Source organism: Tunturiibacter empetritectus (assembly GCF_014201375.1).
Taxonomy (GTDB): domain Bacteria; phylum Acidobacteriota; class Terriglobia; order Terriglobales; family Acidobacteriaceae; genus Edaphobacter; species Edaphobacter lichenicola_D.
This window is the reverse complement of the sequence record NZ_JACHDZ010000004.1, coordinates 131536-156241: the sequence shown is the minus strand read 5'-3', so window position 1 is coordinate 156241 and position 24706 is coordinate 131536. Positions and strand designations below refer to the sequence as shown.

General features: G+C 59.0%; 22 protein-coding genes. 13 read left to right on the top strand and 9 right to left on the bottom strand.

Going from position 1 to position 24706, the window contains the following annotated elements:
• Positions 1-34: 34 nt before the first annotated feature.
• On the bottom strand, positions 35-1015 hold the full coding sequence (locus tag HDF10_RS12765; protein WP_183814003.1) for a zinc-dependent alcohol dehydrogenase family protein: 981 nt from the start codon (positions 1013-1015) through the stop codon (positions 35-37).
• Positions 1016-1311: 296 nt separating this feature from the next.
• On the opposite strand from HDF10_RS12765, the gene HDF10_RS12760 reads away from it, so the two are divergent.
• The 12 genes from HDF10_RS12760 (at position 1312) to HDF10_RS12705 (ending at position 16857) form a co-directional block, all read left to right on the top strand.
• Entirely contained in the window at positions 1312-2244 is a 933-nt protein-coding gene (locus HDF10_RS12760) for a hypothetical protein (protein ID WP_183814001.1), read from the top strand.
• Between the two features lie 132 nt (positions 2245-2376).
• Positions 2377-2706, top strand: coding sequence for a hypothetical protein (locus HDF10_RS12755; RefSeq protein ID WP_183813999.1), 330 nt, complete (start codon positions 2377-2379; stop codon positions 2704-2706).
• A 182-nt stretch (positions 2707-2888) separates the two neighbouring features.
• Positions 2889-4676 (top strand): DNA primase, encoded by a 1788-nt coding sequence (dnaG, locus tag HDF10_RS12750; protein WP_183813997.1) that lies wholly within the window; start codon positions 2889-2891, stop codon positions 4674-4676.
• A gap of 126 nt (positions 4677-4802) precedes the next feature.
• A complete protein-coding gene (locus HDF10_RS12745) occupies positions 4803-6203 on the top strand; it encodes a lipopolysaccharide biosynthesis protein (protein WP_183813995.1) in 1401 nt (466 codons plus the stop codon).
• Positions 6204-6265: 62 nt separating this feature from the next.
• Positions 6266-6493, top strand: a complete 228-nt coding sequence (locus HDF10_RS12740; protein WP_183813993.1) for an AbrB/MazE/SpoVT family DNA-binding domain-containing protein — start codon at positions 6266-6268, stop codon at positions 6491-6493.
• Positions 6494-6496: 3 nt separating this feature from the next.
• Positions 6497-6892, top strand: a complete 396-nt coding sequence (locus HDF10_RS12735; protein WP_183813991.1) for a type II toxin-antitoxin system death-on-curing family toxin — start codon at positions 6497-6499, stop codon at positions 6890-6892.
• Positions 6893-7352: 460 nt separating this feature from the next.
• Complete coding sequence (gene rpoD, locus HDF10_RS21205) at positions 7353-9062, top strand: RNA polymerase sigma factor RpoD (RefSeq protein ID WP_183813989.1); 1710 nt, start codon at positions 7353-7355, stop codon at positions 9060-9062.
• Between the two features lie 143 nt (positions 9063-9205).
• Positions 9206-11050, top strand: a complete 1845-nt coding sequence (locus HDF10_RS12725; RefSeq protein WP_183813987.1) for a glycosyltransferase family 39 protein — start codon at positions 9206-9208, stop codon at positions 11048-11050.
• A 40-nt stretch (positions 11051-11090) separates the two neighbouring features.
• The gene (locus tag HDF10_RS12720) at positions 11091-12242 is read left to right on the top strand and encodes a glycosyltransferase family 2 protein (RefSeq protein ID WP_221271689.1); all 1152 of its coding nucleotides are present in this window, start codon (positions 11091-11093) and stop codon (positions 12240-12242) included.
• Between the two features lie 244 nt (positions 12243-12486).
• Positions 12487-13440 (top strand): YXWGXW repeat-containing protein, encoded by a 954-nt coding sequence (locus HDF10_RS12715; RefSeq protein WP_183813983.1) that lies wholly within the window; start codon positions 12487-12489, stop codon positions 13438-13440.
• Positions 13441-13513: 73 nt separating this feature from the next.
• The gene (locus HDF10_RS12710; RefSeq protein WP_183813981.1) at positions 13514-14254 is read left to right on the top strand and encodes an RNA methyltransferase; all 741 of its coding nucleotides are present in this window, start codon (positions 13514-13516) and stop codon (positions 14252-14254) included.
• Positions 14255-14451: 197 nt separating this feature from the next.
• Positions 14452-16857, top strand: a complete 2406-nt coding sequence (locus HDF10_RS12705; RefSeq protein ID WP_260177865.1) for a S9 family peptidase — start codon at positions 14452-14454, stop codon at positions 16855-16857.
• A gap of 60 nt (positions 16858-16917) precedes the next feature.
• Here HDF10_RS12705 and HDF10_RS12700 read toward each other — a convergent pair whose 3' ends face one another.
• The 6 genes from HDF10_RS12700 to HDF10_RS12675 form a co-directional block, all read right to left on the bottom strand.
• Positions 16918-17568, bottom strand: coding sequence for a hypothetical protein (locus HDF10_RS12700; RefSeq protein WP_183813979.1), 651 nt, complete (start codon positions 17566-17568; stop codon positions 16918-16920).
• Positions 17569-17685: 117 nt separating this feature from the next.
• Positions 17686-18300, bottom strand: coding sequence for a response regulator transcription factor (locus tag HDF10_RS12695; protein ID WP_183813977.1), 615 nt, complete (start codon positions 18298-18300; stop codon positions 17686-17688).
• The gene (locus HDF10_RS12690) at positions 18297-19466 is read right to left on the bottom strand and encodes a sensor histidine kinase (RefSeq protein ID WP_183813975.1); all 1170 of its coding nucleotides are present in this window, start codon (positions 19464-19466) and stop codon (positions 18297-18299) included. The genes HDF10_RS12695 and HDF10_RS12690 overlap by 4 nt, the downstream gene beginning before the upstream one ends.
• A 170-nt stretch (positions 19467-19636) precedes the next feature.
• Complete coding sequence (locus HDF10_RS12685) at positions 19637-19993, bottom strand: VOC family protein (RefSeq protein WP_183813973.1); 357 nt, start codon at positions 19991-19993, stop codon at positions 19637-19639.
• Between the two features lie 47 nt (positions 19994-20040).
• Positions 20041-20829 carry an ABC transporter permease gene (locus tag HDF10_RS12680; RefSeq protein WP_183813971.1) on the bottom strand — a complete coding sequence of 263 codons (789 nt, stop codon included), beginning with the start codon at positions 20827-20829 and terminating at the stop codon, positions 20041-20043.
• A gap of 44 nt (positions 20830-20873) precedes the next feature.
• Entirely contained in the window at positions 20874-21818 is a 945-nt protein-coding gene (locus tag HDF10_RS12675) for an ABC transporter ATP-binding protein (RefSeq protein WP_183813969.1), read from the bottom strand.
• Between the two features lie 179 nt (positions 21819-21997).
• Between HDF10_RS12675 and HDF10_RS12670 the strand changes: the two genes are divergently transcribed.
• The gene (locus HDF10_RS12670) at positions 21998-22909 is read left to right on the top strand and encodes an EamA family transporter (protein ID WP_183813967.1); all 912 of its coding nucleotides are present in this window, start codon (positions 21998-22000) and stop codon (positions 22907-22909) included.
• A 97-nt stretch (positions 22910-23006) separates the two neighbouring features.
• On the opposite strand, the gene HDF10_RS12665 is transcribed toward HDF10_RS12670, so the two are convergent.
• Complete coding sequence (locus HDF10_RS12665) at positions 23007-24326, bottom strand: Y-family DNA polymerase (protein ID WP_183813965.1); 1320 nt, start codon at positions 24324-24326, stop codon at positions 23007-23009.
• A gap of 28 nt (positions 24327-24354) precedes the next feature.
• Complete coding sequence (locus HDF10_RS12660) at positions 24355-24684, bottom strand: VOC family protein (protein ID WP_183813963.1); 330 nt, start codon at positions 24682-24684, stop codon at positions 24355-24357.
• Positions 24685-24706: the final 22 nt, after the last annotated feature.

The following is a 24706-nucleotide window of genomic DNA, read 5'->3' as shown; positions in this document are numbered from 1 at the left end:
GATGAGAGTGCGTCGATCCACTGTTGAAGATCCGTTAAGGGACGATGACGCAGGGGCCGTTGGAGGTTTCGTGTTTGATGGCTTGCAGGGCGTCGTTGGCGCGGTCGAGGGGGAAGACCTGAACCTGGGGGCGGATACCGATTTCGGCGGCTAGTTGCAGGAAATCGAGGGCGTCCTGGCGGGTCATGTTGGCGACGCTGCGGATCTGGCGTTCGCCCCAGAGGAGCTTGTCGTAGTCGAAGGCGGGCATCTGGTCGAGGTGGATGGCGTTGATGGCGACGATACCGCCTTTGCGGAGGCTGGAGAGTGCGTTGACGACGACGGCTCCGCTGGGAGCGAAGGTGATGGCGCGGTCAAGCTGGACGGGCGGTTTGTCGTTTTCCGTACCGACCCAGGTTGCGCCGAGAGACGAGGCTTGAGTGCGATGGGATTCGCCCCGGGTGGAGACGTAGACCTCGCAGCTCCAGTGGCGGAGGACGGCGATGGCGAGCGAGGCAGAGGAGCCGAAGCCGAAGAGTCCGACGCGTTCTCCGGGCTGGGTGCTCGCGACACGAAGGCTGCGAAAGCCGATGATGCCGGCGCAGAGGAGGGGAGCGACGTGGGTGTTATCCAAGGCGTCCGGGAGCGGGTAGGTGAAGTCGGAGCGGACGAGAACGTACTCGGCATAACCGCCGTTGATGGTGTAGCCGGTGAAGACGGGGTTGTCGCAGAGGTTCTCTTCGGCGCGGCGGCAGAAGGCGCAGGTGCCGTCGGTTCCTCCGATCCAGGAGACCCCGACTCGCATGCCGTGGGGACGGTCGGGCGTTGCGCCGTCGATGATTTCGCCTACTATCTGGTGGCCGGGGATGAGGGGTTGTTGGATGAGGGGAAGATCGCCTTCGACGATGTGGAGGTCGGTGCGGCAGACTCCGCAGGCGAGGACGCGGAGGAGGAGGTGGCCCGCGGTGGCGACGGGCGTGGGGACGTCTTCGATTCGCAGCGGCTGGTTGGTGGAGTGGAGGATAGCGGCTTTCATGGGATATCGGATGCAGTTGTCCTGCCGGACGGGCCCGCTACGCACGGGGCTCCCACTTCGTGGGGTGTATACCTTGTCGTGCCGAGGGTAAGGTGCTAGTCCTCGCGATGCTCGGAGGAAAGATTGTGCCGACCAGCGGGAGGACTATGCTGCTGGACCTGCCATGTCCAGTACACGCGTCACGAAGTGACCGCCCTCCGCGCAGGAGGCTCGTCCGGCAGGACAAGAATGCAGCGATTTATAGACAGAAGCCGTAAAATAGGAGATACGCAAAACGTAAAGGACGATTGAGGCAGATGGCAATGGGAACGCAAGAGGTTTTGGCTGGACAGGTTGAGGCATCGGCGAAGGCGGCTGGGCTGGTGGTGGTTTCGAGCGCGACAGGGCAGGATTTTTCAGGGAACCCGACGACGCGTTTCATGCTGGCGCTGGCTGCGGATCACTCGAAGACGCAGGTGCTGGAGCTCAGCGACAAGTTTGATTTCAGCAGGGCGGATATGTTGGCCGAGGTTGGAGTTTATCTGGGGGAGACGGCGAAGCGGCTGAAGAATCCGCAGCAGGACTACTACCTGACGCTGCATGGGTTGCCGCTCAGCTTTGAGAAGTTTACGTGGCCGTTCCATGCATCGACCTCGGGTGCGGATACGTTTCTGGTGCATGGCGAGGTTCATCTGCAGGACGGCGAGGGAAGTCCGCTGCATGCGAAGGTGGCGGCGTCGATGACGGTGACGTTTGCGGAGATCGTGAAGGCTCCGGAGCAGCCGTTTGCCGAGGGATTTATCTACAACGCGGTGCGAAAGACGATGGACCAGGGGCAGCTGGAGCTGGTGAAGAGCGGGAATCGGCAGCCGGTTCCAGTGACGACGCGGTTCTATAGCCCGTGGAAGAAGCGATTCAACTTCAACGACACGACCGAGGGACAGCGGCAGGAGTATCTGGCGGCGAAGGTGTTCTGGCTGTCGGGCGTGCTGGGTGACGGAAAGCCGGTGTGGCTGCTGGATCCTCGGGATGCGCAGTACTTGAACTCGACCGTGGAGGAGCTGAAGAAGACGGCAGCGGCACTTGCGGGCGAGGGGCTGATTCACCTGGCGGCGGATACCGAGTATGCCACGCCGACCGAGGCTTTGATGGGACATCGTGCGCAGTATGCTGCTGAACTGGCGCATGCGTTAGCGTTCATCAAGCCGACGTTCAATGAGGATATGCGCGGCGGCCATACGAATATGTAGTGTTGAAAATATTCAACGTTGCAAGGGATTACGCAGCCGTTCTGGGTGAATTTGCTACTAATTATTGGGTTATGGTAACTTCCCTCTGGCCTTCGGGTGCATCTATTGACCTGGAAGGAAAGAGGAAACACGATGAAGAACCTAACTCGAATGGCAACACCACTGATTGCAGTGGCACTTATGGGCGGTGCAACATTTTTCGCACACGCCCAGGCAAACCAGGCACCAACGACCGAGAGCCGCAGCTGGAATACGCCTCCTCCAGGCACCGAGCAGGCGCAGTCTGCCTACCGTGATGGAGTGGAAGCGGCTCAACTGGACATAACGGCGAAGCGTAAGATCGACGCGAAGTCGTCTCACCTTTACCTGCATCCTCCGGTCAAGGGAGCGGCTCGCGAGGAGTACCGCTCGAACTTTACTGCTGGATATGAGGCTGCGGTGAAGCACAACTCCGGCGTTTAGTCGCTGCGACAAACTTTGCGAGGTCAAGAGAAGAGAGGGCTCCTATGGAGCCTTTTCTTTTGCGTTGAGCGAAGGTCCACTCCGCCGATTTTGTTCTCCGTCTAAACTCATATACGGGCTACAAACAGAGATCCCTTATCCGTATCCGTTCAGGACGTCGGTAGAACGCCCTCGCTGCACGTATGTCTGACAACTTCGCACAAACCGTCAAGCAACAGGCCGATATCGTCCGGATCATCGGCGACTACATCAAGCTGCGCAAATCCGGCGCCCAGAACTACACCGGCCTATGCCCGTTTCACAAGGAGAAGACGGGATCTTTCTCCGTCAACGCGAATCACGGCTACTTCTATTGTTTTGGCTGCCACGAAAAAGGCGACGTCTTCACCTTCGTGATGAAGCTGGAGAACATCAGCTTTCCCGAGGCTATTCGGGTGGTAGCCACGAAGTGCGGCATCCCGCTGCCCAAACGTGAGTTCAGCTCTCCTGAGGAGGCCCGCGAGGTCGGCCTTCGGCGGCAGCTTATCGACGTTCACGAGGCCGCGACGCAGTACTTTGAAGCAGCGCTGAAAGCCCCTGAGGCGGCCCGCGCCCGCGAGTACCTGACTGGACGCGGCGTTACGGCTGAGACCATCGCAAAGTTCCGCATCGGCTACGCGCCTGACGACTTCAACCATATGCGTGAGCAGCTTGCCAAACACTTTCCGGACGAAGTCCTGCGGGCGAGCGGCCTCTTCAGCGCCAAAGAGCAGAGCGATGGCGGCCAGGGCCAGCTCTACGCGCGATTTCGCAAGCGCATCACCTTTCCGATTGCTAACGAGCAGGGGAAGACCATCGCTTTTACTGCACGCGCACTCGACGCGGAAGACGAAAAGGGCCGCCCCATTGCGAAGTATCTCAACTCCCCTGAGACCCCGCTCTACAGCAAGGGCCAGGTCCTGTTCAACCTGGATAAAGCGAAGGCGGAGATCCGCAGCCTCGGCTTCGCGTTGCTGGTCGAGGGCCAGATGGACTGTATCTCCGTGTACATGGCGGGCATCAAGGGCGTCCTTGCGACCTCTGGAACTGCTTTCACGGAGATGCAGATCCGCCTGCTCAGCCGGTTTACCAAGCGCGTCATCGTCAACTTCGACCCTGACACCGCCGGTACCGCAGCTACGGAGAAGTCCATCGCGCTGCTCACCGAAGAGGACTTCGAGGTAAAGATCGTTACCCTCGAGGGCGGCCTCGATCCGGATCGGTACATCCGCGCGCACGGCGTTCAACTGTACATGGCAGCCCTGCGCGGTGCGAAGCGCCACTCGGACTACCTGATCGATCGCGCGCGCGAACAGTTTCCCGGCCGCACCTCGGATGCCAAGGTGAAGGCTCTCAACTTCCTCCTCCCTCACATTCGTCGCATGCCGAACCGCATTCAGCGTGACGAGTTCGCCGCGGACTCTGCGCAAAAACTTGGTATCGACTCTGCGATCCTGCGTCAGGAGCTGAAACAGGCTGCTGCACAACGAGTGGAGAGCGTTCGCTCCCATGCGCACGACCCAGCGAGCGAGACAGAGCGGGTGCTTCTCCGCGCTCTCGTTCTTCGCGAAGGTGACCCAGCTCGCGTCCTGGCTGCTGAACAACTCATCCAACATCCTGAGTGGTACGAGAGTCTTCCCTCCGCCGCTTTACTCGAGTCCCTTGCCAACGCCCCGGCCCCGTCTAACCCGCTCGACGCCGCACCCGACGAACCTAGTCGCATTCTTCTGGCTCGGACCCTTCAGGAGACAGAAGACCCCGATAGCGCCTCCGCCAACGCTCAATCCATGACGGAGCGCGTAAACAACACGCTCGAAACGCTCAAATATCGTCAGCTCGAACGCCGCCAGCGCGAGCTTCGGACCCTCATCGCCGAAGCTCACCGCAGGGGCGACGACGACACCAAGCTGACCGCCGAAAAGATTCAAATTGACCGAAGGCTGAAAGAGTAATGACGTCTCTTCCTCGTTTCTGAGGAACAACCTTCAAATCTGCGGGCGAGAAGAAAGTAGACTTGCTCTGTATCCAGAAAACAACCAGGGAATCACCGGGAAACCACCAGGAAACAAAACTCAGTCATGACTATGGACGGGTCCACAAAGCGAAGGCTGATGCTCGGCTTCCTGACCAACTGGGTAGGGAAACTCTCCACTACCGTGATTCAGTTCGTTCAGATTCCGGTCTTCCTCCACTTCTGGAGCGTACCGCTCTATGGCGAATGGATGATCGTCAACTCCATCCCTGCGTATCTCAGCTTCAGCAACGCCGGCTTCGGCTCGGTTGCGGGCAATGAGATGACCATGCTGGTGGCGCGCGATGACCGTGCTGCTGCGCTCCGCGTCTTCCAGAGCTGCTGGTGGCTTATTGCCTTCATCTGCACGGCGACGATCGCCCTGCTCTCGGGAACCCTCTACTATCTTCCTGCCTCGCGCCTTCTGAGACTCACCACACTGGGGGAGTCCGATACCAAGTGGATCATCTTCTACCTTGGGGTCTCCGTGCTGCTCGGTCAGCTGGAGCAACTGCTGCAGTCGGCCTACCGAGCAGTGGGCCGTTATCCCTACGGCACCTTCCTCAAGAACATGTTTTCGCTGTTCGCCTTTGGCTGCATGATCGGTGCGGTCACTCTGGGCGCGGGAGCACGGACGACGGCGTTGGTCTTTGCCTCTGTGAACGTGGCCATCACCCTATTTTTTTGCATTCTGGTGCGCCGCGACATTCCCTGGATTGAGTACGGGTGGCAACATGCCAGCTTCGCCGAGATTCGCAAGCTCGCCCGTCCGGCCTTCGCGTTTATGGGATTTCCTCTCGGCAATGCCCTCAGCCTTCAGGGCAGTCTGCTAGCCGTCGGCTATGCTCTGGGGCCCACCGAGGTGGTTATCTTCAGCACGGCCCGCACCGTCTCGCGGGTGGCGCTTCAGATGGTTCAGATGGTCAATAACACCTTCGAGCCCGAGATGTCGATCGCCTTCGGGGCGGGAAACTATGAGCTGACCCGCACGCTGCTCCGCCGCGCCTGCCAGCTGGCTCTCCTCGTCGCGCTGGTCCTGGTTCTGGTTATGCTGAGCTTCGGTCCCTGGTTCCTGGTTCATTGGACGGGTGGCCACGTGCCGCCCAGCCGGCCCCTGCTCAGCATTCTTCTCGTCATCGTGGTTCTCTACGCCCTGTGGTCCACCTGCGGCACTCTGATGACCTCCACGAATCAGCATCAGCGGCTTGCCACCTACTACATCCTCGGCACCAGCGTCGCCTGTGTCCTGTGCTACCTGCTGGCGCGAGCCTATGGCCTCTATGGAGCTGCCGCCTCGCTCCTGGTCTCCGAGATCGTCATGAACCTGTACGTTGTACCTGCCTGCCTGCGGATCGCTCGCGATACCCTGCCGGCCTTCCTGGCCAGCATGCTCCACTATCCGCCGTCCCTGCGGCCGGCCTCGCTTCTTGCCCGAATCCGCCGCTCCAGACCGGGATTTGAGAGCTAAAGAAAACTGCGCTTAACGGTTCTTTGTTATTACAGATGTTATAATAAGAATAGGAGGATTTCATGGCTACAGCAGTGAAAATCACCACCATCGGCAACTCTGTCGGCATCGTGCTGCCTAAGGAGATTTTGAGCCATCTCCATGTTGAAAAAGGAGATACGCTCTATGTAACTGAATCTCCCGACGGAATCCGGCTCTCTCCTTACGACGCCGCTCTTGGCAGGAAACTAGACGCGTTTGAACAGGTGATGCGCGAAAATCGCGACGTTCTGAAGAAGCTTGCCGAATAGCAAATGGACGAACCGATCTGGATAGACAAACCAGAAGTCTTGATTGCCCATTCCATGCAATTAGCAGAGCATGGCGGCTCTGACGGGATACGCGACGAGACGCTGCTCGACTCAGCCCTCGCCAAGCCCCGGAATATTTTCGCCTATGCTGATTCTGTCAGCCTGCCGAGACTCGCAGCATCCTATGCTTTTGGTTTGGCTCGAAACCACGCTTTCATCGACGGCAACAAACGAACGGCCCTCGTCGTCTCAGAGGGCTTTCTGCGCCTCAACGGGCTGAAGATCGTCTCGCCTCCGGAAGAAAAGTACTTCACCTTTCTGCACCTCGCTGACGGTTCCCTAAGCGAGGACGAACTGACCGCGTGGTTCGCCAAACATGCTGTTCCTTTGAGGAAATGACTACTTTTCAGAGCACTACCCCTGGATACAGGAATAAGCATGGCCAGATTGTCATCTCCCGGACTGGATTTCCTTCTGAGTCCTTCCCCGGCCAGACTATCTACCATTTGCGTTGCAGCCATTGCCAACACGACTACGGTTCTGCCGGAAAAGATATTCACCTGCGCCGCTGTCCGCGCCACCAGAACGGCATGAAGGGCGAGCCACTTCGCGCGGCTCCGCCGAATCTTTTTTCGTCGGAATGCGTCTAACTATTGTGGTATCCTGTGATTCGCTGGGGAAGTGTGCCTTCGAATGCCCAGACCCTCTTTAGGGTCAATTGGGCTTGCCAACGCGGTCTGACACCGCAATCTGCTCCCTGCCCATTACGTCACAACCAAGGGACAAGTCCGCCTGAATACCACAATCACCACCAGCGGCATCCCAATTATCAGAATCTTTTGCAGGAGTGCGCACAGCCGTGGCTGAAGAAATTGACAAGTACGAAGACGATATAGACAAGCTCATCGACACAGGGAAAGAGAAGGGATATCTCACCTATGGCGAGGTCAACGACCTGCTGCCTGGAGATATTACCACCCCAGACGATCTCGATGACCTTCTCACCACCATCAACACGCAGGGCATCGACGTGCTCTCGGGAGAAGAGCGCGCCAGTGGCCGCGACAAGTACGAGCCTGAGGCCGGCGAAGAGTCCGACGACGTAGAGCTCGACCTGTCGCCCGGCACGCTCGAGAAGACCAACGACCCCGTCCGTATGTACCTCCGCGAGATGGGCACCGTTCCCCTGCTCACCCGTGAGGGCGAAGTCGAGATCGCCAAGCGCATCGAACGCGGCCAGCTCCGCGTCATGAAGGCTATTTCGCGCTCGCCGATTGTCATTCGCGAGATCGTCGGCCTCGGCGAAGACCTGCGCCGAGGCGTTCGCAACATCAAGGAAGTCGTTACCTTCGATGAAGAAGAGCTTACGGAAGAGATTCTGCAGGCTCGCGTCCGCGCTACTGCCGGCCGCATCGACGTCATCGTCAAGCACCAGAAGAAGCTCCACGCCCTCGAAGAAAAGCTCGAAGCGCCTGCGGGCAAAGACGCCAAGGCCAAGGCCAAAGATACTCGCAAGACCCGCTGGCTTATCGGCCGCGAACACGTTTATATCAACCGCATTGTTCGTGAGCTAAAGTACACGAATGGCGAAAAGAAGCGGCTGCTCGACAAGGTCAACAAGACCGTTGACGCCATGCGCACCCTCGAGCGCCAGATCAAGACCCTTGAGGCCAAACACGAGGCCTCGAAGTCCGAAGAGCTGCGCAAGGAGTATCGCCGCCAACAGAAGAACTGCCGCACGGATCTCGAACGTGTCGAAGCTGACGCTGGCATCTCGCTGGTCGATCTAAAGCGCACACAGCGCGAGATGATCCAGGGCGACATGGACGCCGAGCGCGCCAAGCGGGAGCTCATTGAGGCCAATCTTCGCCTCGTCGTTTCGATCGCGAAGAAGTACACCAACCGTGGCTTGCAGTTCCTCGACCTCATTCAGGAGGGCAACATCGGCCTCATGAAGGCTGTTGATAAGTTTGAGTACCGTCGTGGTTACAAATTCTCGACCTACGCCACGTGGTGGATCCGTCAGGCCATTACCCGCGCCATCGCGGACCAGGCCCGCACGATCCGTATCCCGGTGCACATGATCGAGACGATCAACAAGCTCATCCGCACCAGCCGTCAGCTTGTGCAGGAGCTTGGCCGCGAAGCATCCTCAGAAGAGATCGCCCGTCGCATGGACATCCCGGTCGCGAAGGTCCGCAAGGTCCTCAAGATCGCGCAGGAGCCCATCTCGCTTGAGACTCCTATCGGAGAAGAGGAAGACTCGCACCTTGGAGACTTCATCGAAGACCGCATGGCCGTCTCACCGGCGGACGCCGTCATCAGTGTCAACCTGAAGGAGTACACCTCGCAGGTGCTCCGCACCCTCACTCCGCGCGAAGAGCGTGTGATCAAGATGCGCTTCGGCCTTGAAGACGGCTCCGAGCATACGCTCGAAGAGGTCGGCCAGTCCTTCCAGGTCACCCGTGAGCGTATCCGTCAGATAGAGGCCAAGGCACTCCGCAAACTCCGCCACCCCAGCCGCAGCCGCAAGCTGAAGGCCTTCGTTGATGGCGTCAAGGATATGTAACAACCCTCAGGTAAGGAAAACTTAACGGGCGACGGCGCAAGCTGCCGCCCGTTTTACTTTGCATACCGCCTCTGAAGTAGCAGCCATTCCATAGGGATCATCTGCGATGATGGAAGTATCAACACGGAGGATCTCCCCGCCGCATGACACTCCCCTTGTCGGAGCCTAACCGTCTCCCTTACTGGCTGCGTCGCCTCTGGCCCGTCTACTGTTTTCTTGCCGCCCTCGCAACCTTCGGCTACGCGCTCTACGATCCGTACCAGATCGACGGTGACGCGGTCTCCTACATGGACATCGGCGACCTCATCCGCGCTCACAACTGGCACGGCGTCGTCAACGGCTACTGGAACCCACTCTACCCCGCTGCCTTGGCCCTCGGCCACATCGTCTTCCACTCCACTCGCTTCACCGAGCTTCACGCCTACTACATGGTCAACTTCGGCGTGTTCCTGCTGGAGATGCTGGCTATCGTCGCCTTCACCGACGCTCTTATCCAGCTTCGCGATCTCCGCGAAGACTCGACGGCTTCATCAAACGCCGCATCCTTTCTTCCTGCATCTTTTGTTTTAGACCGCTACACCCTCCGCTACCTCGGCGTGGGTCTGCTCGTCATCTCGACTCAGCGCGAACTCAGCATGGGCAAGGTCCGTCCCGACGCGCTCCTACAGGCCTTCCTGCTTCTCGGCTTGGCCGCGCTCTTGAAACATCTCGCCACGAGCCAGCTACGGTACGCCGCACTGATAGGCATCTTCCTCGGCCTTGCTTACCTCACCAAATCCTTCGCCTTCCTCTTCACCCTCCTCTGTGTTCTTACGCTGATTCTCTTTCGCGCCTTCTGGCAGCGGCATTCTGCGAGCAGGATCGCAGCGGCAAGTCTGCTCGCGTTGGTTTGCTTTTCAGTGATTGCGGGTCCATTTATTGCTGCGCTCTCCAGGCAAAAGGGCCGCTTCGACTTCGGGGACTCCGGCACCCTCAACTACGCGTGGTTCATCAGCGGCACAGAGAAGATGCATCTCCAGCCCAACCAGACGTCGCTCTTCGGTGCATCTGAGGTTCATCTCAAGCACCCCGAAAGGCAGTTACTCCAATCGCCCGGCATCTTCAGCTATCGTCAGCTTCCTTATGGCACCTATCCCGACTGGTTCGACAACTCGTTCTGGAACGACCAGGTGAAGGCGCACATGAACCCGCACATCGAGATCCTCGTTGTGGGCCAGTGCATCGTGCGCATCATTCGCTACATCGCAAACCATCCCGAGGCGTGGCTCCTCCTCGTTCTTCTCGTGCTTATGGGAGGACGCCCGTCCCGAGACTGGCAACCATCTTCCAATGCCTTCTGGGTCGCACCATTTCTGCTCGGCCTCGGGGTTCTCGGTATCTATGGCATGGTGAACATCGAGGATCGCTACATCACCGTCGGCCTTCTCGCGATCCTGTTGCCTCTCTTCGCGGCACTCCGTCTTTCTACTGGCGTTCAAGCCTCTGCTACGCGCACCGCAGCCTCGGCGGCAGTGGTTCTGCTTGCGCTGTTGGCTGTCGGCGAATCCGCTCGGACGGTCGGAGAACTTCGTCGGGAACTACCCTTCGCCGGGCTGCCTGCCGGCTGGTACAGCCCCAGCATCTTCGGGGCGGCTCATGCTCTCAACGACATGGGCGTAGGCCCTGGCGATACCGTCGCCTGTATTGGAACTACCGCCTGCCTCTACGATCCTTATTGGGCGCGACTGGCCGGCGTCCGCGTCCTCACTGAGATCTATGTGCCAACCACGCCTCTCTATCCCTCTTTCGCCGCCATGCCCAACCGCAACGAAGCCATCGACGTCGTGCGCCGCCAGGGAGACAAGGTCCTGATCGGCTACTTCACCCCTGGCCTCATGACGGGCACAAACCCCATCTCGGCTGGCTGGCATGAGCTGGATAGCTCCCCTTTTTACGCTCTTCCTCTTAATCTTCCTGCGGCAACTAGCACGGAAAACCCTCACCCCTGACGCCACTAGTCCCATATCATCACTCTGGTACATGCAAACAATGAGCGATCTGACCGTAACTATTCTTATGCCATGCCTTAACGAAGCAGAGACGCTGGCCTTCTGCGTTCGCCAGGCGGTCGCCGCTCTCCGCGATAACAATGTTGCCGGCGAGGTTGTTGTCGCCGACAATGGCAGCACCGACGGTTCACAAAAGATCGCTACCGAGCAAGGTGCTCGCGTCGTCAATGTGCCCATTCGCGGCTACGGGGCAGCACTCATCGCCGGAATCGAGGCCGCCCGTGGCAAGTACATCCTGATGGCCGACGCCGACGCCAGCTACCACTTCGAACATCTTCCCCGTTTCCTGCCAAAGCTTGACGAAGGCTACGACCTCGTCATGGGCAACCGCTTTTCGGGCACCATCGAGCCAGGAGCCATGCCGCCGCTTCATCGCTACCTCGGCAATCCGGTTCTCTCTTCGATCGGTCGCATTTTCTTCCGCATCCCGGTTCGCGACTTCCATTGCGGACTGCGTGCCTTCCGTCGGGATCCCATTCTCGCACTCAACCTGCGCACCACGGGCATGGAGTTCGCCTCAGAGATGGTGGTAAAGTCCTCCCTCGCAGGGCTACGTATGACGGAGGTTCCCACCACTCTGTCTCCCGATGGGCGCAGCCGCCCGCCTCACCTGCGATCTTGGCGCGATGGCTGGCGTCATCTTCGCTTTCTTCTTCTCTTCAGCCCCCGGTGGCTCTTTTTGATTCCAGGCGTCGTCACCTTCTTCGTCGGCATCCTCCTTTCGCTGTGGCTTATCCCGGGACCGCAGACCGTGGGGCGATGGACCTTCGACGTCGACACCCTCACCTATGCGCTGGGTCTTGTTCTTATCGGAGCTCATATCTCCGTCTTCGCCGTCAGCGCACGGGTCTTCGGCACGCAGGAGGGATTTCTGCCACCGAATCCGAAGTTCGAGCAAATCTTTAATTACATCAATCTGGAAGTGGGGCTGCTGTTTGGAGCCGCACTTCTACTGGTTGGCCTCGGCATTCTTGGCTATGCCATCCACATCTGGCATAATGCGGGATTCGGAAATCTTTCGCCTCAACGCATGTTGCGTCTAACTCTGCCGTCGGCGACCTGTTTCATGCTGGGGGTGGAAGCGATATTCGGCAGCTTCTTTCTTAGTCTGCTTGGAATGAACCGCCGGTAGAAAATAAAAACTTGTTTGCATGCAACGCGAGACGCCCTCGCACTTCTCCGCGCTCGTATTCGTACAACCATCGAGGGATATCTTGCGGATTTCGCGGGAGCCTACCGTACATTTGTGCGGAACTTCCGTCGAGGTCGCGTGTTTGTACGGAGGGTAGAGAGCGAATGGCTGGTTGAGATTTCAGGCTATTCAACAACTTGAGCACTGCGGCAAGGCGCCGTGAGGCCAACCAAAGGATGGATGTATGAGATTGACGAATTTAGTCCGTAAGTTTGTGGTGGGCGCGGCTCTTGCGCTTTTGCCCGCAGCTTCTTTTGCAGGAGTCTTTATTTCGGTGGGCTTTGCGCCGCCGGTGTTGCCGGTTTATACGCAGCCGATCTGTCCCGGCGATGGATATCTTTGGAATCCCGGCTACTGGGCGTATGGTGATGAGGGCTACTATTGGGTCCCTGGTGTTTGGGTTCGGCCGCCGCAGGTTGGACTGCTGTGGACGCCTGGCTACTGGGGATGGGGTGGTGGCGCCTATATCTTCCACGCTGGTTACTGGGGGCCGCATGTGGGCTTCTATGGCGGCGTGAACTATGGCTTCGGCTATGGCGGCGTTGGTTTTGGTGGCGGACGCTGGGTTGGCAACAGCTTTGCGTATAACACCGCGGTCGTCAATGTGAATCGGACGGTGATCCACAATACGTACATCGACAACACGGTGATCAACCACACGACGGTCTACAATCGCACGAGCTTCAATGGCGGGACCGGTGGCATCCAGGCTCGTCCTTCGGCGCAGGAGGCTGGGTTCGCACGGGAGAACCATATTGCTCCTACTGCGGAGCAACAGAGCCATGTGCAGATGGCACACGCTGACCGCAGCAACTTCGCGTCGGTCAACGGCGGGCGCCCTCAGAATGCGGCGTTCTCGCGGCCCGGTGTGCGGGCGGCGAATCAGCAGCAGCGTATTGGACAGGGGGTTCAGTCGGGCCAGCTTACCGCGCATGAGACGGGCAATCTGGAACACAGGGAGGCGAGCATCAATCATCAGGTTGCGGCTGACCGTGCTGCGAACGGCGGGCATCTAAACGCACAGGAGCACCAGCAAATCAACCAGCGGCAGAATAACGTCAGCAGGTCGATCTATAACGACAAGCACAACGCGAACACGCAGGAACATCCGCATGCAGAGGCGCACGAGCGGAAGTAGCTTGTAGCGACGAAGACGAAGCGGCTGGCGGATATTTAGCCGGCCGCTTTTTTGTGCGCCTAGAATCTTAAGGATGATAGGTGAACAGCGGGACCGAGTGGTTGTGGTGCTGGTACGGGCGCGTAATCCGAACAACATCGGAGCGGTGGCGAGGGCGATGCACGACTTTGGCTTTCGTCATCTACGGATTGTGAATGAGTACGCGGTGCCGTTTGAGACGGCGCGATCGGCGGTGGATGCGTCTATGGTGCTGGCAGGGGCCACTGTGTTTGTCAGCGTTGCCGAGGCGGTTGCGGATTGCACGGTGGTGGTGGGAACGACGGCGGTGGGGGAGCGGGCACTGCAGCATCCTTTGCATGCGCTAGCTGATGCTGGGGAGAAGATTGGCTCGGCGTTGGCGGGTGGGGGACGGGTCGCGGTGCTGTTCGGCTCGGAGAAGACGGGGCTTAGCAATGAGGAACTGAGCCACTGTAATTGGCTGCTGACCATTCCGATGGAGGAGCAGAAGGAGATTCGGCATCCTTCGATGAATCTTGGGCAGGCGGTGGCGGTTTGCTTGTATGAGTTGGTGCGGGGGAAGGGTTCGGTTGCTGGGGGAGGGGCGGTTGAGGCGGCTAACGTGGGCGAGATGGAGCGGCTGATGGCGCTTTTGACCGAGGTGCTGGAGACAACTGGATATACGAAGCGGCATCCCGCGAACTGCGATGAGGCGCAGATTCGGCGGCTGGTTTTGCGGATGGGTGTGACTGCGGGTGATGTGCCGGTGTGGATGGGGATCTTGCGGCAGGTGTTGTGGCGTGTGCGTGGGGGGTGAGATTGGGATGCAGAGGCAACTGCAACCGCAGATCCCCTTCGGGGATGACAACCAGAAAGGCAAAGTCAAGGACAACTGCAGCTGCAATGCAGGGGGTCTTCATTGCGCGATTTCATATATCACCGGAGGGCACAGGAACTGTAGACTAAGCGTCATTCGCACACTTTGAAGGGTGTGAACGCCCGGAGGCCTGAAGTATGTTTTTTGAGAAGCATTTATTGGCTGTCGCTGGAATTGTGGTGGGGTACTGTTTCACCGTGAGTGGAGTGGCGCAGGGGAGGCAGCTTACGACCGAGGACTACGCTCGGGCGGAGAAGTTTATGGGATATAACGTGAACTCGCTGGTGTATCACGGCGTGGCGCGGCTGACATGGATGGCGGACGGGCGGTTCTGGTATCGCGACAATGGGCCGGAGGGGATCACGTTTATCGTGGTCGATCCTGTGAAGGGGACGAAGACGCCTGCGTTCGATCAGGCGAAGCTGGCTGCGGCGCTGACGAGTGCGACAGGCGGCAAGATGAAGGCGGATGCGTGGCATCTGATGATCTCCGAGACTGAGTTTTCAAATGGAGACAAGACGGTTGTCGTGGGGAGTGGTTCGCGGAAGTTTCGTTGTGACCTGAGCGGCGCGGGCGTTTGCACAGAGGTTATCGCGGCTGGCGGAGAGCAGGCGGCAAACAAGATTCACGGAGTTCTTGCACCGGATAAGACGAAGGAAGCCTTTGTCCGCGACTGGAATCTTTGGGTGCGCGATGTGGCTACGGGGAAGGAGACTCAGCTGACCACCGATGGAGTGAAGGACTATGGGTACGCGACCGATAACGCCGGTTGGACGACGAGTGATAACGCGATCCTGGTGTGGTCGCCCGATGGGAAGAAGGTTGCTACGTTTCAGCAGGACCAGAGGAAGACGGGTGAGATGTATTTGGTTCCGGTGACAAATGGTCATCCGGAGTTGAAGGCGTGGAAGTATCCGCTGGTGGGCGACAAGGATGTGACGATGATCGAGCGCGTGATCATCGATGTGCCGCGTAATGGAGAGGCGGCGAAGGTGATTCGATTGAAGATGCAGCCGGATCAGCACCGGTCTACTCTGTGCGATGACGTGAGTTGTCGTGGTGGAAGTGGGTGGGACGATGTGCAGTGGAGCGCAGATGGTAAGACATTGGCGTTTGTTTCGACGTCGCGGGATCACAAGCAGGAGTGGATGAGGATCGCGGATGCTTCGACTGGTGAAGTGCTGGATGTGATGGGCGAGACGGCGGCGAAGTTCTTCGAGAGCGGCAATGACAAGGTGAACTGGAAGTATCTTTCGAAGACGAACGAGCTGTTGTGGTTCAGCGAGCGAGACGGCTGGGGGCAGATGTATTTGTACGATGCCACGACAGGAAATTTGAAGAATAAGATCACGCGTGGCGATGGGAATGTGACCCAGGTGCTGCACGTGGATGAGAAGACGCGCACGATTTATTTTCTTGGGGTGGGCAAGGAGCCCGGGCGCGACCCCTATTTTTCGCACTTTTACAGCGTGAAGTTTGATGGGAAGGATATGAAGCTGCTGACGCCGGAGAATGCAGATCATGCGGTGACGGTGTCGCAGGATGGGAGGTACTTTGTCGATGTGTACTCGACCGCGACCGAGCCACAGACGGCGGTGGTGCGGGATGTGAGTGGCAAGATTGTAGTCGAGGTGGCGAAGCAGGATGTTTCGAAGCTGGTGGCTTATGGATGGATTCCACCGGTGCCGATTGTGGTGAAGGCGCGGGATGGGAAGACGGACTTGTACGGTTACATGTTCAAGCCGACTAACTTCGACGCGTCGAAGAAGTATCCGATTGTGAATAGTGTTTATCCGGGGCCGCAGACGGGATCATGTGGTGGACGCGGGTTTTCGGCGGCACATCGAGATTGGCAGTCGCTGGCGGAGCTCGGGTTTGTTGTCGTGTGCATCGATGGGATGGGAACGCCGTTTCGGTCGAAGGCGTTTCATGAGTTTTACTTCGGCGACCTGGGGGACAATACGATTCCGGACCAGGTGGCGGGAATGAAGGAGCTGGCTGCGAAGTATCCGTGGATCGATATTGAGAAGGTGGGGATGTATGGGCACTCGGGCGGCGGAAATGCTACGGCTGCGGCGATGTTTCATTATCCCGATTTCTTCAAGGTGGGGATTGCGGAGAGTGGGAACCACGACCAGAGGGACTATGAGGATGACTGGGCGGAGAAGTGGAACGGGCTGCTGGTGAAGAATGCCGACGGAACGACGAACTATGACAGCCAGGCGAATCAGTATGTGGCGAAGAATCTGAAGGGGCATCTGCTGCTGGCGCATGGTTCGATGGACAACAATGTTCCGCTGAATAACACTCTGCTGGTGGTGGATGCGCTGATCAAGGCGAACAAGGACTTTGATTTGCTGATTATTCCAAATGTCGCGCATGGGTATGGCGAGGCGAGTCAGTACATGACCCGGCGGCGGTGGGATTATTTCGTGAAGAATCTTGCGGGGGATGTGCCGCCACATGAGTACGACATGAAGTCTTATGCCGCGACGATGGCGGCGATGCGCTCGGGACCGAGTGATGCGGAGGATGATCAGTAAGGGAAGGAAATGCAGATGGGCCGGCGAAGAGATGTTTCTCCGTCGGCCCATTTTGTTTGATTATTCCACGATCTTGCCGTCGTTGCTCGAAGCGGTGCTGGCGGGCTTGGCTGAGGAAACCTGCCAGCCGTTGCTGGTGTTTGTGAGGGTGGCTTGGGCGTTTTGGGGGGCTGCCAATTCGGTCTGGAGTTGCGGGTAGGCGTTTTGAGTTTCGGCGGCGGTGGCCCAGGCGGGTGCATCGGCGAGAGTGTAGTGATAGTTGACCTGGGTGGTGGCACCTGGGTCGCTGGTGGTGGGGGTGGAGCTGTCGATGCTGGAGACTTTGCGGTGGCCGTAGCAGAAGTTTCCGTAGCCAGGTTGTGTGGTGTCGGCGGTCCAGGCGGCGCGGCCTTTGTCGGACAAGTCGTAGTTGTTGACCTGCTTGCTGGCTATGATGAGGACTTTCTTTTCGGCGGTGGTGCGGACGAGGAGACCCTGATCGACGAGGGCGTCGTAGTTGGAGGTCTTGCTGTTGTTGGAGGTGTCAGCCTGCACTGGGAATTTGACGGGGTCGGACCAGAGGCAGGCGGGGTGCGCGGAGTAGTAGCTATTGATAGCGCTGGTGAAGTTCATAGTGTTGTCGGCTTTTTTATTGCAGCCGGTAGCGAGGAGGGCTGCTGCGCCGCAGAGGGCAACGGTGCGGAGGGTGGTGCGGATGGATTGGCGGTTCATTCAAAGTCTCCTTGCTTCATCTCTTTACTTGGCATTGTTTCAATGCGTTCAACTAGGTGGGATGCAGGAGAGGGTGCTAAGGTCTTCTGAGGAATTGGTTGCCTGTGTGTTGAGAAGTTATAACCAGCCTTTGGTGCGGGCGATGCGGGCGGCATCGACGCGATTAGAGGCACCCAGCTTTGCGATGGCTTCGGAGAGGTAGTTGCGGACGGTGCCTTCGGAGAGGTGGAGTTCAGTGGCTATCTCGGTGCTGCTGCGGCCGTCGCCGGCGCGTTGGAGGATCTGGCGTTCGCGGTCGGTGAGGGGATCGAGTTCTGCGTTCCAGGCTTCGGCGGCGAGTGCGGGGTCGACGACACGCATGCCTCGATGGACGCGGCGGACGGCGTCGGCAAGCTCTTTGGCGGGGCGGTCTTTGAGGAGATAGCCGCGGGCTCCGGCGTCGAGGGCTCGGCGCAAATAGCCGGGACGGGCGAAGGTGGTGAGGATGATGGTGCGGACACTGGGGTGGTTGGTGCGCAGGTTTGCGGCTAGCTCGAGGCCGGTCATGTGAGGCATCTCGATATCGGTGACGAGAACGTCGGGTTTCATGCGGCCTACGGCTTCGAAGGCGTCGCGGCCGTTGGCGGTGGTGGCTACGACGGAGATGTCTGCTTCGAGCTCGAGGAGCGCGGAGAGAGCGCCCAACACCATGGCTTGATCTTCGGCGAGGATGACGCGGATGGCGGTGCTCATGTGGTCACGAAGGGAGCTTTGATTTCGCTCGAGTCTGTCGACAGTGTTGGATCGTTCTGTGCATTGGGAATATGAGGAAGCTCGATGAGGATGGTAACTCCTGGACTGTTTGTGATGGTGAGGCGGCCGCCGAGAGACTGGATACGCTCACGCATGCCCCGTAGTCCGTTCCCTTCTCTGATTTTGGGCTGTGCGCCGTCGTCGGTGATGAGAAGAGAGTGATAGCCGTCTTCGGATCGAGCGAAACGTACGCGACATTGCGTGGCTTTGGCGTGTCGCACGATGTTGGTGATGGCTTCGCGCATGGTGAGACAGAGGACGGTCTCCTCCGAGGCGTTGAGTTGAGGGACGGGGGATTCGCAGGAGAGGGCTACGCCAGCGGATTGCAGGGTCTTGCGGGCTCGCTCCATTTCGGATGTGAGGCCCTGGGAGCGATAGCCGCCGATGGCCTCTCGAACTTCGCTGAGGGCGGTTCGCGCAGTGCTTTCTACGTCGGCGATTTCGCGGGCTGCGCGTTGTGGGTCGCTCTCGACGAGTCGGCCGGCGAGCTCTGCCTTGAGGACGATGACGGAGAGGGTATGGCCAAGAACGTCGTGGAGATCGCGGGCGATGCGTTCGCGTTCGGCTACGGCAGCTAGGGCTAGGTTTTCTTCCTGGGCCACGCGCAGTTTGCATTCCGCTCGTTTCTGCTCGGCGAAGAAGATGTTGCCGCCTCCAATGATGATGAGGAGGAAGATTCCGATGATGGCGTTCGGCCATCCGATGTGTAATGGTCCCGGTGCGCGGAAGAGATACGCTTCGCCGAGGATGGCGAGAGACTCAGCGAAGAAGAGAGCGAGAACGCGGTTCTTCGATTGGATGCTGAAGGGCAGGAATCCGGCGACGTAGACGAAGAACGTTATGGCGCCGGAGTTCCATGGGAAGGTAACGAGGCCAAGGAGAAAGGTGGCGCCGATCATCCAGAAACGGAGTGGGCGGCCTTCGTCCGTTGCGCGAACGTAGCCGAAGAAGAGCGCAAGAAAGGTGATGAAGACTGCGATGGTGCCGAGCCAGATATGCCGGTTCGGCTCCAGGATGGGGTCGATGAAGAGAAAGCCAGTGTAGGCCAGCCAAATCCATGGCCATTTGCTTTCGCGCGCGCTCGAGATGTTGTCGTTGCCGGTCATGGATTGCTCCAGAGCAAGTCTACGCCGCTGTGGTTTTTCGCCTGTCCGGTTTATTCGCTCCGTTCTTTGCGAAAGAAGAGGAGCCGTTTGAATCCCGGAGTCGGTTGGTCTTTGTGGTCTTTCGCTCATCTTGGTCTGTCGGTTTCGATGGCTTGAATTGCCGTCACGTGTCAGTCGGAAAGATCGCTGGAGGCTGTTGGGTGCTTCGGCTGGTATAGGCCGACCTGGCCTCCGCCGGGAAGTTGAACTCTGACAATCGAACCCCATCTCTCTTCCTGCACCGGCGAACACTTTACAGCTTTTTTTCCGAGTGCCGAGATCTCCGCACTGAGATCGTTGCACATGAAATAGAGTTCGTGCCGGTCATTCGCTTCGGCTGGATGGACGGCGATCTCTGAGGGAGGTAGCGCGAAGATCAGCCATCCGTGGCCGGCGTCCACGGAGGCGAGCCTGAGGATGTCGCGCAGGAAGGCGCGGTCGGCGGATGCATCGGTGCTGTATACGACTACGTGTGCGCCAAAGATCATCGGGGGTGCCCTTCTCGTCTGATGCGGAAAGTGTACCGCGTTGCTGGTTATGCGTTCTGCTCTTTTCGATGGAAGAGGAGACGGCTGATTCCGAGCATCAACAAGGTGAAGCCGATGAGGGCGTTCCAGTGAGTGATGAGGGACATGGTGTCGTTGTAGTGGAAGATGCTGAGCATGAGCTGAGAGAGGTGATAGGTAGGCAGAAGAGGCGCGATGCCCTGCAGCCAGTGGGGCATGAACTTGATTGGAATCCAGAGGCCGCTGAGGAAGGACATAGGGAGATAGATGAGGTTGATGATGCCGGGGGCGGCGTTTGCGGGAACGATAAGGGCGAGGAGGAGTCCCATGCTGGCAAAGCTGATGGAGCCGCACATCGTCATGCCGAGCATCTCGGCGAGCTCTGTCGGGGAGAGGTGGACGTTTCCGAAGGCGATGCCGATGAGGGAGAGGATAGTGACGATGATGAGGCCGAAGGCAACTGCGGCGGCGCACTTGGCGAAGAGATAGGCCGAGACGGGCATGGGGCTTGCGCGTTTGAGCTCGAGCCAACCGGCGGCGAGATCGGAAGAGAGACCTACACCTATGCCGAAGAGAGCTGAGCCGATGAGGCCGAAGCAGGCATAGCCGGCGAGCATGTACTTGGCCATATGAACGCTGCCGTCGAAGGCGTGACGGTTGGCGAGGCCGAAGATGATGTAGAACATGACGGGAAAGCCGATAGTTGCGAGAGAGAAGGAACGGGTGCGAAGGAGTTTTACGAACTCGTACTTTGCTTCTTTGCGGTAAATGTCGGGGACGTTGGCTGTGGCGGGCTGGAGGATGGCGGCGGGGTACATTGGAGTCTCCTTGTCTGGGTGGGTGCGGGTGTCGGCATGAATTGTCAGGCCTTGGTAAGTGCGAGGAAGGCATCTTCGAGGGCCGGGCTTGCGATCTCGAGGCCGCTGAGAGTTTCGTCACGCCGAAGCATCTCGCGGACTACGTTTTCTGCGTTGACTGCGGTGACGATGGTCGCTTCTCCGTTGCGCTCGACGCTGGTTACGGTGGGAAGAGATTGCAGTAGTTCGCTGGAAAGGGTTGTGCAGCAGCGGATTCTGCGACCGCCGCTGTTGTGTTTGATCTCCGCGGGTGTGCCTTCGCAGATGACGCGGCCTTTGTTGATGACAATGATGCGATCGGCGAGGGCGTCGGCCTCTTCGAGGTAGTGCGTGGTGAGGAGGACAGTTTTTCCGAGCGCGGCGAGGACGCGAATTTCTGCCCAGAGGCCGCGGCGCGCCTCGATGTCCATGCCGACGGTGGGCTCGTCGAGGAAGATGAGGTCGGGGTTGCCACACAGGGCGAGGGCGAAGAGGACGCGCTGCCTCTGTCCCCCGCTGAGCTGGCCGAAGAGACGGTCTTCGATGCCCTGGAGTTGGGCGATGCGGAGGATATCGGGCATGGGCAGAGGGTTAGGGTAGTAGCTGCGGAATAGGTCGAGGTGTTCGCGGACCTTGAGCATCTCGGTGATGCGCGAGATCTGGAGCATGGCGCCGACGCGGGTGCGGGTAGCGGCCTCGCGGGGGTTGCTGCCGAAGACGCGGGTGGAGCCGGAGGTGGGCGCGATGAGGCCGAGGAGGAGTTTGATAGCGGTGGATTTGCCTGCGCCGTTGGGGCCGAGGAGAGCGACGATCTCGCCAGGATGCAGGGCAAGGTTGAGGCGGTCGAGCGCGAGGGCGTTGCCGTAACGTTTGGTGACGCCGGTGAGGCTGGCGATGGACTGTTTCGACGCGATTTGAGGTCCGTTGGTGGACTGGACTTCGGTCTCGTAGGCGATTGCGGTCAGCGGCATGATCGGTCTCCTGTGTTGGATTACTGGACGATGATGCGATGGATTGCGCGGCAACAGTAGTGTGGGACGTCAGGAGTTGGAGGTGACAGATGTCATGCTTTGCGTCACAAAAGGGCGGATGAACGATTGCCAGAAGATTAGTGACAGTTTTAGGCGTGGCTGCGTGGTAGAAATTGGCAATGGAAGCCGTGACTGATCGTCCTGCGTGGAAGACCTTGTTGGCTTTCGCGATTATCTATTTTGTCTGGGGATCGACGTTTCTTGCGATTCGCGTGGGGGTGCATGAGATACCGCCTTTTCTCTGTGCGGCGATGCGGTTTGTGGTTGCGGGGCTTGTGCTCTTTGGATGGATGCTTGCAAAGGGGGAGAGCCTGCCCGACAGGAGGCAGTGGGGGTCGATATCGCTAATCGCTCTGCTGATCTTCGTGTGCGACTACGGATTGTTGTTTTGGGCGGAGCAGCGTGTGGCTTCAGGGATTGCCGCAGTGATGATGGCGACGATTCCCGTGTTCATGGCGCTGGCGGAGATTATTTTTTTGCGGACGCAGAGGCTTACGGTTCGGCTGGCGTTTGCGTTACTGATCGGGATTGGCGGGGTGGCGGTTTTGATGAGCCACTCGCTGAACCTGGGTGGGGCGGCAATTGAGACGACCGGCGCGGTAGCGTTGATTGTGGGATCGCTGAGCTGGGCGGCGGCTTCGGTGCTGTCGCGTGTGCTGCCGCTGCCGGAGTCGAAGGTAATGAGCTCGGGTGCGCAGATGCTGACCGGCGGATTGCTGCTTGCGGTGGTGGCGGCTGGTGCGGGCGAGTTTCGCAGGTTTCATCCGGGAAGTGTTTCGCGTGGGGCCTGGTTCGCTTTGGTGTACCTGATTGTTGCGGGGTCCATTATTGGGTTTACGGCTTATGTGTGGCTGATTCATCATGAGTCGCCTACGAAGGTGGGGACGTATGCGTATGTGAATCCGGTGGTGGCGGTGGTGCTGGGATATTTTGTGGGTGGCGAAGGGCTTGGGCTGCGGACTGTTTTGGGGAGTGCGTTTGTTTTGATCAGCGTGGTGGTGATTACTACAGCTAAGAAGCAGAAGGGTTGAATGTGGCTGATTAGGGGATTAAAGGCGTGCTGCGCGCACGGCGCGATCTGCCATCGAGGCTGACGCGTCTTCGGCCCCTTTTTGTGGGTGATCGAGGCTACATGTAGTCGACGCCGTACTGGACTGGGATCTGGGTGAAGGCGATGCGCGTTGGCGCGGACTCGCGGGCGGGAAGCATGCCGGCGAAGTGGAGCGTGGTGTGGCCGTACTTCAGGTTTAGTTTGTCCATGGTGGCGGAGAGGTCGGCGCGGTTGTTGGGGTCGGCGAAGAGCTCGGGCTGATGTTCATCTTCGGGGATGAGGTTGCGCAGGGTGACGCCGACGAAGAAGGGCTTGGTGAAGTCCCCGCCTTGGGGGCGCTGGGCCCAGGCGCCGCGCAGGGCTTCGAGGAGAGTGAGGGTGTCCTGGCACTCGCGGAAGCGGGCTTCCATCGCCCAACCGGAGTGCTTGATGCCGCTAGTGTGGCGCTTCGATTTGATGTGCCCGGTCTGCTCTTTCGTGAGAGCGAAGCGGATGCTGACAGTGAGGGAGTTGGTGTAAAACTTCTCCATTCGCAGGCGCATGGCGGCCTTGTGCAGGAGCTTATGTGCGACGGCCCAGGAGCCTTCGTGGGAGCGATATTCGGGGGCGAGGACGTGGGAGTGGCCGAGAGACTTCTGGATGCCGGTGGAGACGGGAGCGCCGTCGTCGCCGCTGTCGGCACCGCGGAGCCAGTGGTAGAGGCGGTCGCCCCAGACTGAGTCCCATAGCTTGTGCATGCCGTTGCGGTCAAGGGCGAGGAGCTGCTCCATGGTGGTGATGCCCCTGGCGTTGAGGCGGACTTCGGTGCGTGCGCCTACGCCGGGGAGATCGCGGAGGTAGAGGTGCGCGATGGCTCTCGGCAGTTGCGATGGTAAAAGTCCAATCAACCCATCGGGCTTCTGCATGTCGCTGGCGATCTTGGCGAGGTAGCGGTTGGGCGCCATGCCGATGGAGCAGCGGAGAGCTTCGCCTACGTTCTTGTAGATGGACTGTTTGATCTCGAGGGCGATCTTGCGGGCCCGTGGCGGCTCCTGTTCGCGGCCAATGAGCTCGCAGACCATCTCGTCGATGGAGGGGGTGTGGGAGACGGGGCAGGCGAGCTCGACGGCCTTGGCGATCTCGTGGGAGTACTTCGCGTAATCGGCGTGATTGCCGGCGATGAGGATGATGTCGGGGCAGATTCTTTTGGCTTCTCCTACATGGGTGCCGGTTTTGATGCCGAGGGCTTTGGCCTCATAGCTGGCCGCGATGCAGGAGGTGGTGTCGGCCATGGTGGGGACGACGGCCAGGGGACGGCCGCGATATTCGGGGTGCAGTTGCTGCTCAACCGACGCGAAGAAGCTGTTGAGGTCGATGTGCAGGAAGTGAAAGCGGTCGGGTTGGACGGGGGCGGACACGGCTCGTACTGGAGATTATATTCGCCTTTTATTTGCTTTTGGCGTTGCCTTGGATGATGTCGTAGGTGATGCCGAAGGGGTCGCGGAAGTAGAGGGAGTTTTGGTCTTCGCGGAGGATCTCGCAGCCGTTTTCCAGCAGGGACTGCTTTGCGGCGCTGATGTCTTCGACGGTGAAGCTGGGGATGGGCGGTTGGGTGTTCAGGTCGCGGTTGACGTAGAGGAGGAAGTGGACGGTGTCGTATTCGAGGTAGCCGTCGGACCGGGTCAACAGCTTGAACTTCATCACGTTAGTGTAGAAGTTTTCGGCGGCCGTGATGTCTTCTAGGTGGATCGCGACGCAGTTGTTGGATCGGAACATTTTGGCACCTCTCGCTGCGTTT